The organism is Arthrobacter sp. H5 (assembly GCF_000520595.1).
Taxonomy (GTDB): Bacteria; Actinomycetota; Actinomycetes; order Actinomycetales; family Micrococcaceae; genus Arthrobacter_D.
Genome location: NZ_KI915010.1, coordinates 1 through 8369, shown reverse-complemented (window position 1 = coordinate 8369; position 8369 = coordinate 1). Strand labels below are relative to the sequence as shown.

At 63.0% G+C, this 8369-nt stretch carries 11 protein-coding genes; 8 read left to right on the top strand and 3 right to left on the bottom strand.

All coding sequences use genetic code 11. The annotated features are described in order from the left end of the window. Positions 1–156: 156 nt before the first annotated feature. From Y708_RS0115755 to Y708_RS25630, 3 genes are all read left to right on the top strand, one after another. Positions 157–603 (top strand): phage holin family protein, encoded by a 447-nt coding sequence (locus tag Y708_RS0115755; RefSeq protein WP_028280665.1) that lies wholly within the window; start codon positions 157–159, stop codon positions 601–603. Then, the gene (locus Y708_RS0115750; protein ID WP_028280664.1) at positions 600–1193 is read left to right on the top strand and encodes a DUF3618 domain-containing protein; all 594 of its coding nucleotides are present in this window, start codon (positions 600–602) and stop codon (positions 1191–1193) included. Before Y708_RS0115755 ends, Y708_RS0115750 begins: the two co-directional genes overlap by 4 nt. A gap of 128 nt (positions 1194–1321) precedes the next feature. Continuing rightward, positions 1322–1747, top strand: coding sequence for a MarR family winged helix-turn-helix transcriptional regulator (locus Y708_RS25630; RefSeq protein ID WP_035776606.1), 426 nt, complete (start codon positions 1322–1324; stop codon positions 1745–1747). Between the two features lie 29 nt (positions 1748–1776). On the opposite strand, the gene Y708_RS0115740 is transcribed toward Y708_RS25630, so the two are convergent. After that, the gene (locus Y708_RS0115740; RefSeq protein WP_028280663.1) at positions 1777–2124 is read right to left on the bottom strand and encodes an ArsR/SmtB family transcription factor; all 348 of its coding nucleotides are present in this window, start codon (positions 2122–2124) and stop codon (positions 1777–1779) included. A 106-nt stretch (positions 2125–2230) separates the two neighbouring features. Here Y708_RS0115740 and arsB point away from each other — a divergent pair, with 106 nt between their 5' ends. The 4 genes from arsB to Y708_RS0115720 are packed head-to-tail and all read left to right on the top strand — an operon-like array spanning position 2231 to position 5711. Continuing rightward, complete coding sequence (arsB, locus tag Y708_RS25625) at positions 2231–3316, top strand: ACR3 family arsenite efflux transporter (RefSeq protein ID WP_035776605.1); 1086 nt, start codon at positions 2231–2233, stop codon at positions 3314–3316. After that, positions 3309–3713 (top strand): arsenate reductase ArsC, encoded by a 405-nt coding sequence (locus tag Y708_RS0115730; RefSeq protein ID WP_028280662.1) that lies wholly within the window; start codon positions 3309–3311, stop codon positions 3711–3713. Before arsB ends, Y708_RS0115730 begins: the two co-directional genes overlap by 8 nt. Next, positions 3710–5062 (top strand): NAD(P)-binding domain-containing protein, encoded by a 1353-nt coding sequence (locus Y708_RS0115725; RefSeq protein WP_028280661.1) that lies wholly within the window; start codon positions 3710–3712, stop codon positions 5060–5062. Before Y708_RS0115730 ends, Y708_RS0115725 begins: the two co-directional genes overlap by 4 nt. A 10-nt stretch (positions 5063–5072) precedes the next feature. Beyond that, positions 5073–5711 (top strand): arsenate reductase ArsC, encoded by a 639-nt coding sequence (locus Y708_RS0115720; protein ID WP_028280660.1) that lies wholly within the window; start codon positions 5073–5075, stop codon positions 5709–5711. A gap of 49 nt (positions 5712–5760) precedes the next feature. Here Y708_RS0115720 and Y708_RS25620 read toward each other — a convergent pair whose 3' ends face one another. Both Y708_RS25620 and Y708_RS0115710 read right to left on the bottom strand, forming a co-directional pair. Continuing rightward, positions 5761–6435, bottom strand: coding sequence for an alpha/beta fold hydrolase (locus tag Y708_RS25620; RefSeq protein ID WP_051479062.1), 675 nt, complete (start codon positions 6433–6435; stop codon positions 5761–5763). 66 nt (positions 6436–6501) lie between these two features. Continuing rightward, positions 6502–7059, bottom strand: a complete 558-nt coding sequence (locus tag Y708_RS0115710; RefSeq protein WP_028280659.1) for a TetR/AcrR family transcriptional regulator — start codon at positions 7057–7059, stop codon at positions 6502–6504. Between the two features lie 64 nt (positions 7060–7123). Here Y708_RS0115710 and Y708_RS25615 point away from each other — a divergent pair. Further along, positions 7124–8369 (top strand): MFS transporter (locus Y708_RS25615; RefSeq protein ID WP_081746883.1); only part of this gene is annotated, 1246 nt, incomplete at its 3' end.

The window sequence follows — 8369 nt, the reverse complement described above, 5'->3', positions numbered from 1 at the left end:
TTCGGGCTACGGCAGGGTTAGTGATCCGAATCTGGGTACGCGAGCCCCTGCACAGACAGCGCCACTGGAGACGCCTCCGGTTGCACCGCCCACAGAATCCCCGACAATTACTCCCGTTCCGCCAACAGGCACGCAACCAGGAAGGGACTTCCAGTAATGAGCGAAACACACGTTGGCGGGGCGCACGTTCCTGAACCGCCGCCGTCGGAATCCGGCCAGAAATCCAGCGACTCCCTGGGAAGCCTGCTCGGCGAGGTCAGCCGCGACATTTCCACTCTGATGCGGCAGGAAGTCGAACTGGCGAAGGCTGAACTCAAGGAATCGGGGTCACGGGCAGGTAAGGGCGCGGGCATGCTTGCCGGCGCCGGAGTTGCCGGTCATTTTCTCCTGCTATTCCTGTCTATTGCCCTCATGTGGGCTCTCGCCGAGCTGGTCGGTCTGGGCTGGGCCGCAGTAATTGTGGCAGTCATCTGGGGCATCGTCGCAGCGGTTCTTGCCGCCCTCGGCAAGAAAGAAATGAAAAGCATCCGCGGTATGCCCCAGACCGCCGAAACAGTCAAGGAAATTCCTCCAACCCTGAAACCAGGTGAGCACACCCCATGAGCCAGACACCAGAAGAAATCCGAACAGATATTGAACGTACCCGCGCCGAACTCGGCACCGACGTTGATGCGGTAGCCGACAAGGTAAGCCCGTCAAGCATCGCGCACCGGCAGGGCGACAAGGTCAAGAACGCCTTCAGCAATGCGAAGTCCAGTGTCATGGGCTCTAGCCACGACACCGCCGGGTCCGCCAAGTCCGCTGCGCACCATGCAGGCGATGCCGTCCATGACGCCCCGCATCACGTGACGGACAAGACCCGCGGCAACCCCCTTGCCGCAGGCCTGATTGCCTTTGGCGCCGGCTTGTTGGCGGCTTCGCTTATTCCTGCAAGTGAAAAGGAAAAGCAAGCGGCTACGGCGTTGAAGGAAAAGGCAGAGCCCCTCACTACCGAGCTCACCGACTCCGCCAAACAGGTCATGGAGGACATGCAGGAACCCGCCAAGGAGGCGGTGAACTCCGTCAAGGAAACCGCCACTGACTCGGCGAACACGGTCAAAGAGGAAGGCACCCACGCCGCCTCCGATGTGAAGGATAAAACCCAGGACGCAAAGAGCAACGTCCAGAACAGCGGCGGAAGCTCCAACTTCTAGCTCAACCCGCCCTCAAGCCGGAGGCCTCCACGCACGGCGCCTCTCCGGCTGGAGAACTGCGGCACCCTGCGGCTCCGACAACGTGCCGCAGGGTGCCGAGTTCCTCCACGTGAAAAGAAGGTATCGACGTGCCGGATCCCTCTAGGTGGTCTACTGTCCGGCTGCTTACCACCGCAGCACGCCTCGTCGAGCACGCCTGGAATAAACGGCTCGCCGATATCGGCGTCACCCATGCCGGCGCAACGGTCTTGGCGGTCCTCGCCGACCGCGGGGAGCTGACCCAGACTGCTCTTGCCGGCAGCGTTCAGGTCCAACCCCAGACGATCGGCCGGGCGGTTGCGCGGCTTGTGGACAAAGGACACGTTGAACGCACCCGCAGCCTTGACCGCAGAGCACAGGTGGTGATCATCACCCCCTCGGGCCGCAATGTATTGGAACAGGTTGAGAACCTCGAGCAGGTGATTATCCCGGAGGGCATCCTACACTCCAGTGACCTGCGAACTCATCTTCAAACGATCGTCCATAAGTTGCGCCGACAAGACAGTCTCGATTAGCCCGTCAACGGCTTTGGTGGACTCCCGGGTCAGTTCTCGGCGAGCGCTCCGGCCAGGCGCGTCAACGCCCCCGGCATCAGCGAGTAGTAGGCCCACACCCCACGCTTCTCGCGGGTCAGGATTCCGGCGTCCACCAGAATCTTCAGGTGGTGTGAGACCGTGGGCTGCCCCAGCTTCAACGGCTCGGTGATGTCGCAGACACACGCCTCGGAGTTGTCACTCGACGAGATGATGGACAGCATCCGCAGCCGATTGGGGTCGGCAATCGCCTTGAACTGGGCAGCCAACGACGACGCCGTCCCCTCCGACATGGCTGGCTCACCCGAGGGCGTGCAACAGGCAACAGCGGTTTCCTGATCGGTCAGTGCGGAAGTCATAGGATCAATTATGCACACACATTGACATCCGTCGATGTTCTGTTCAATACTTCAGGCATCGATGATCATCGATTCCACCTTTCGAGACCAACCCAACGGAGCATGAGTGAGCAGCCCAGCCCTGACTGCAACGGATACGCCGCGGCTATCCACCCTGGACCGGCTACTTCCGGTGTGGATCATCGCCGCCATGGTGATTGGCATTGCTCTTGGGCAGCTGATTCCCGGCATCGGAAGCGCGTTGGAAGCCATGGCGATCGGGTCCGTGTCGCTGCCCATCGCCGTCGGGCTCCTGGTGATGATGTACCCGGTCCTCGCGAAGGTTCGCTACGACCAGACGGGCGCAGTCATCAAGGATCGCCGGCTCATGATCACGTCGCTGATACTCAACTGGGTGGCCGCGCCGGCGTTCATGTTCATTCTGGCGTGGGTTTTCGTCCCCGATCTCCCCGAATACCGCACGGGCCTGATCATCGTTGGCCTGGCCCGCTGCATCGCCATGGTGATGATCTGGAATGACCTCGCCTGCGGTGACCGTGAAGCCGCAGCCGTGCTGGTGGCGATCAACTCGGTATTCCAGGTCTTCGCGTTCGGCGCGCTCGGCTGGTTCTACCTGCAGGGTCTGCCCAGCCTGCTTGGCCTACCCACCACCAGCGCTGATTTCTCCTTCTGGGCCGTCACCGTCAGCGTGCTGGTGTTCCTCGGCATACCACTGCTGGCCGGCTTCCTCACCCGCATCCTCGGGGAGCGCGCCAAGGGCCGCGACTGGTACGAGTCCACGTTCCTCCCGAGAATCGGGCCCTGGGCACTCTACGGACTGCTGTTCACCATCGTCATCCTGTTCGCACTGCAGGGGGATGAGATTATCGCCCGCCCGTTTGATGTGGCCCGGATCGCCCTTCCGCTCCTGGTCTACTTCCTTGTGGTGTTCGGCGCAGGAATGGTCATCGGCAAACTGCTGAACCTCGGCTATGCGAAGACCACCACCCTCGCCTTCACCGCTGCCGGCAATAACTTCGAGCTCGCCATCGCCGTGGCGATCGGCACTTACGGGGTGACGAGCGGACAGGCGCTGGCCGGCGTCGTCGGGCCGTTGATTGAAGTTCCAGTTCTTGTTGCACTGGTATATGTGGCTCTGTGGGCGCGCAGGCGCTTCTTCGCCACCGAACAAAAGGAAACCATAAATGTCTGACAAGCCTTCCGTTCTCTTTGTCTGCGTTCACAACGCCGGCCGCTCCCAGATGGCCGCCGCGTTCCTCACCACGCTGTCCGAGGGCCGCATAGAGGTCCGGTCCGCCGGATCGCAGCCCGCAGATGCCATCAATCCGGCAGCCGTGGAGGCCATGGCGGAACTCGGAATCGACATGTCCGCAGAAACACCCAAGGTGCTTACCGACGAAGCCGTCAAGGATTCCGATGTGGTCATCACCATGGGCTGCGGTGACGAGTGCCCCTACTTTCCCGGCAAACGCTATGAGGACTGGGTGCTCGAAGATCCTGCCGGCAAGGGCGTCGCATCGGTACGCCCCATCCGCGATGAGATCAAGGGCCGCATCGAAACGCTGATCGGGGAGTTGCTTCCCGCATGAGCGAACTGCCCGTTGTCGTTATTGGGGCCGGCCCCGTTGGACTTGCAGCTACCGCGCACCTGCGCGAACGCGGACTGACGCCGCTCGTCTTTGAAAGAGGTACGACGGCGGGTGCCACCGTCAACGCGTGGGGTCACATCCGGTTGTTCTCACCCTGGCGGTTCAATATCGATGCCGCCTCCCGCCGGCTGCTCGAAACTACTGGATGGGAAGCACCGCGGGAGACTGCGTTGCCGTTCGGTTCCGAGCTGGTGTCCGAGTATGTGGAGCCGCTTGCCGCCGTCCTGTCGACTCACATCCGCTACGACTCGCGGGTTACCGCCGTGTCCCGCCTTGGCATGGACAAAACCCGGACCAAAGACCGCGATGAGCGGCCCTTTCTGGTGCGGGTGGAGGGGCCCGACGGCGATCGGGATGTTATTGCGCGCGCCGTCATCGATGCCTCGGGCACCTGGCATCAGCCCAACCCGCTGGGTCAGGCAGGGCTGCCCGCCCACGGGTCGACCGATGCCGCACGGTTCATCACTGCTCCGCTGCCGGACGTGACGGGCGCCGACCGTCCGCGGTTTGAGGGCAAGCGCGTGATGGTGGTCGGTGCGGGACACTCTGCAGCGAACACCCTGCTTTCGTTGGGCCAGGTAGCCAAAGCGGCGCCGGAAACCAGGATTGTGTGGGCGGTCCGCGGACCTGGCGCGGCTGAGCGGCTCTACGGTGGAGGGGATCTCGACGGCCTGCCAGCTCGCGGGCAGCTTGGCTCACGGCTTCGGCAACTGGTGGAGGACGGGATTGTAGAGCTGCGGCCCACTTTCACCATCACTTCTTTAGCCGCCGGGGAATCGCTCACGGTCACAACTTCCAGCGATTCCGTCGAGGTCGATGTGCTGGTGCCGGCGACCGGCTTCCGTCCGGACCTGGATATCCTGCGTGAGCTTCGCCTGGAGCTCGATCCGGCGGTCGAAGCACCACGGGCCCTCGGACCGTTGATCGATCCGGAGTTTCACAGCTGCGGCACCGTCCCCGCCCATGGCGCCGACATACTGGCCCACCCGGAGAAGGATTTTTACCTGGTGGGGATGAAAAGCTATGGCCGTGCTCCCACCTTCCTGCTGGCCACGGGCTACGAGCAGGTGCGTTCAGTGGTGGCTGCCATCGCCGGGGATTCGAAGGCCGCCGCGGAGCTTCAGCTGTCACTGCCTGAGACTGGTGTGTGCAGCACCGACCTGGGCGGGTCCTGCGACGTCCCGTCGGATTCTCAGAAAGACGACAGTTGCTGCTCCGAGCCGCGGCTCGTCACGATTGGCATCTCCACCGGGACGGCGCACGGCCGGTCCGCGGATTCTGACTACTGAGAAGGCAGCCATGAACCAGTCCAACCCGATGCCCGGCCTGCTTCACGACGACCACGTCCTCCACCGGATCAGCGAGGAGCTTGCCGCCAAGTTTGATGGCGTCTTCAGTCCGGAGATGGTGGACCGCTATGTGTTCGAGTCCTACACCGCCCTCGCGCGAACGGCCAGGATCAAGACATACCTCACGTCGATCACCCGGCACTTTGCGCTGGATCGACTAAACGCACTGGCCCACTCGCAGGGCATCCGGCCCAGCGGAGTACCCGAGGTGTTGTTTGTCTGCGTGCAGAATGCGGGCCGCTCCCAGATGGCGGCGGGACTCCTTCGATTGCATGCCAGCGACCGCATCAACGTCCGCTCCGCGGGCTCCCTGCCCGCCGAACATCTCAACGACAACGTGGTGGCGTCCATGAAGGAACTCGGGATTGACCTCCGTCAGGAATTTCCGAAGCCGCTCACCGACGACGTGGTGAGGGCGGCCGACGTCGTCATCACCATGGGCTGCGGTGACACCTGCCCCATTTACCCGGGTAAGCGCTACGAGGACTGGCACATTGAGGATCCGGCAGACCTGCCGCTGTCGGAGGTTGGCCGCGTGCGGGACGAGCTGGATGGCCGGATCAAGCGTCTCGTCGGGGAGCTGCTCTAGTTTCCGGCAGGATACCCCCTGTACTGGCGGGTTCAGCGGGATAGTCCGGTCACTGTTCGATGAATTCACGGATGTAGCCGCCCAGTTCCGCTGGTTTCTGCACCATGGGCAGGTGGCCCGTTTCAATGCTGCGCGTCCAGCCGGAGCCAAGCCGTTTCCGGAACCGTTCCTGCATAGAGACGGGGAACTCGCGGTCGGAGTGGGTGAGGATGTAGCCGCTCCGCGACGGGTACGACGCCGCCCCCACCCTGTCGCGGTAGAACCGTTGGGATTCGGGTGAGAAGTCGCGCACAATCCGGTCGACGAGGCGCTCGTCGAGCCCATTGGCAAGACCGGAGCGCATGACCTTTTCGGGTGGACGCGTCCCGGACATCCTCACGATCACAGGAAGGATCGCTTTCTGCGGAAACGGCAGAGCGGAGAAGAACGACTGTCCGGCAGCCGGCAGCGATGCCGAAATGGCAAGGAATCCGTCAACCCGCTTGGGCACACGGCTGATCAGCTCCGTTGCAACAACGCCGCCGGCCGAGTGGGCCACCAGCGTGAAGACTGGCCAGCGAACCTGGCTGCGCACCGCTTCGGCATAGTCGCCCAGTGTGGCGCCGTCTTCCTTGGGATAGGCGGGCACCATGCTGTCAACCGGAAGGGCTGCCCGGATGTCATCCCAGATCCATTCCGGCAGTCCGGCTCCACTGAGAAACACGATGGGCGATTGACTGATCATGACGAAATAGTGCCACGGCCACCAGCCCCGCGGAACTGAATTGCGGACAGCTATGGTCCGCAATTGTCAGCGCAGATTTGCGGCCTTCCCGCCCTCCCGCACCACGAGGTCCACCACCCCCAGGAGCTCACGCAATTCATCCTCCGTCTGGCGCTCCGCACCCACGCCGGCAAAGAAGGCCGCGTCGTAGTAGAGCCCATCCCCCATCAGCTTGACCGCCCGGGCCACGCTTCGGCTGCCCAGCTGGTCCTCCAGTGCGGCCAGCCACAGTTCCTGAATGGAGCTGAAGGAGGCCTGGGCTTTAGCGTGCCCCTGCTGCGCGAGGCGGGCCATCGCAACCAGAGCGCGGTCCAGCGGGCTGTTTTCATACATGGAAGTCCGGACGTAGTAGCGTGCCGGACCCTCGGGATCGGCCGCCATCAGCTCCAAATCCCGGGCGGAATGTGACTCCAGCCGCTCGCCGAGCCCGTCAACCAGGGCTTCCTTGGAAGGAAAGTGGTAGAGCAGTCCGCCTTTGGAGACGTCCGCTGCCGCTGCAACAGCCTCCATGGTGGCCGCCCTCTCACCGTCGGTGATGAGGATGTCTTCAAAACTGTCGAGAATACGCTCGCGGGAACTGGCCATGCAAGCAATGATACTGCGCGGTCGACGTTTTACTATACCGGCTGGACGGTATAGTATTGCCGTTATGTTGAATTCCACCCAGCCTTCTGCGCGCACCCACGGGGTGAACGCCGCACACGAATTTCAGAATCCAAAGACCCCTGGCCGCGCAGGCAGGCGTGAGTGGTTAGCGCTCGCAGCGTTGATGCTTCCGGTGCTGCTGGTTGCCGTGGACAATACGGTGCTGAGTTTCGCGATGCCCACCATCTCACTTGAGTTCAACACCAGCGGCACCACGCTCCTGTGGATCATCGACAGCTATCCGCTGGTTCTGGCAGGCCTCCTCGTTGCCATGGGCAGTTTCGGCGATCGTTTTGGCCGGCGCCGGCTGCTGATGATCGGCGCCGCCGGGTTTGCCGTCTTTTCGGTCATTGCCGCGTTTGCGCCGACAGCAGAGTACCTCCTGGCATCCCGCGTGGGCCTCGGCGTCTTTGGCGCCATGCTCATGCCGTCAACGCTCTCGCTCATCCGCAACATCTTCGCCGACCGCAACCAGCGCCGCCTTGCAATCGCCGTCTGGGCTGCAGGCTTTTCCGCCGGTGCCGCGCTCGGCCCCATTGTGGGCGGTGTACTGCTCGAGCATTTCTGGTGGGGATCAGTCTTCCTGCTCGCGGTGCCGGTCCTGGTGCTGCTGCTCGCTGTGACACCGTTCCTGGTGCCGGAATCCAAGGATCCAAACCCAGGCCAGGTCGATTACCCGAGCATTGCCCTCTCCATCGTGACAATGCTGCCGATCGTGTTCGCCATCAAGAATCTCGCCAAAGGCGGGATCCTGGCGGTCACCGCTGCCGCCGTCGTCGTTGGTTTAGTTGCCGGAACGGCGTTTGTGCGCCGCCAGCTCGGCAGGCACAATCCCATGCTGGACGTGCGGCTGTTTACGGTCCGCCCGTTCACGGGTGCCGTGCTGGTGAACCTGCTGGCAATCTTCGCGCTGGTGGGATTTATCTATTTTGTGTCGCAGCATCTCCAGTTGGTCCTCGGCTACAGCCCGCTGGAGGCCGGCCTGATTCTGCTCCCCGGACTGGTCATGACCATTGTCGCCGGGCTGGCGGTGGTGCCCGTGGTCAAACGGTTTCCGCCCTATCTGGTGGTTCCGGCGGCCCTCATGCTCTCGGCGGCGGCGTACGGGTTCGTTGCGCTGACGGGCCAGGGTGGAGACGCCAGCACCCTGCTGTTCGCATTTGTGCTGCTGGGAATGGGCGTGGGCGCATCGGAGACCGTGTCCAATGACCTGATTCTCTCGACGGTGCCCGCCGCAAAGGCGGGCGCGG

What these genes read in the sequence shown, in the direction of transcription:
- Y708_RS0115755 (WP_028280665.1), top strand. Translation starts at nt 157, where the DNA reads ATGAGCGAAACACACGTTGGCGGGGCGCACGTTCCTGAACCGCCGCCG.
- Y708_RS0115750 (WP_028280664.1), top strand. Translation starts at nt 600, where the DNA reads ATGAGCCAGACACCAGAAGAAATCCGAACAGATATTGAACGTACCCGC.
- Y708_RS0115740 (WP_028280663.1), bottom strand. Translation starts at nt 2,124, where the DNA reads ATGACTTCCGCACTGACCGATCAGGAAACCGCTGTTGCCTGTTGCACG.
- Y708_RS0115730 (WP_028280662.1), top strand. Translation starts at nt 3,309, where the DNA reads ATGTCTGACAAGCCTTCCGTTCTCTTTGTCTGCGTTCACAACGCCGGC.
- Y708_RS0115725 (WP_028280661.1), top strand. Translation starts at nt 3,710, where the DNA reads ATGAGCGAACTGCCCGTTGTCGTTATTGGGGCCGGCCCCGTTGGACTT.
- Y708_RS0115720 (WP_028280660.1), top strand. Translation starts at nt 5,073, where the DNA reads ATGAACCAGTCCAACCCGATGCCCGGCCTGCTTCACGACGACCACGTC.
- Y708_RS25620 (WP_051479062.1), bottom strand. Translation starts at nt 6,435, where the DNA reads ATGATCAGTCAATCGCCCATCGTGTTTCTCAGTGGAGCCGGACTGCCG.
- Y708_RS0115710 (WP_028280659.1), bottom strand. Translation starts at nt 7,059, where the DNA reads ATGGCCAGTTCCCGCGAGCGTATTCTCGACAGTTTTGAAGACATCCTC.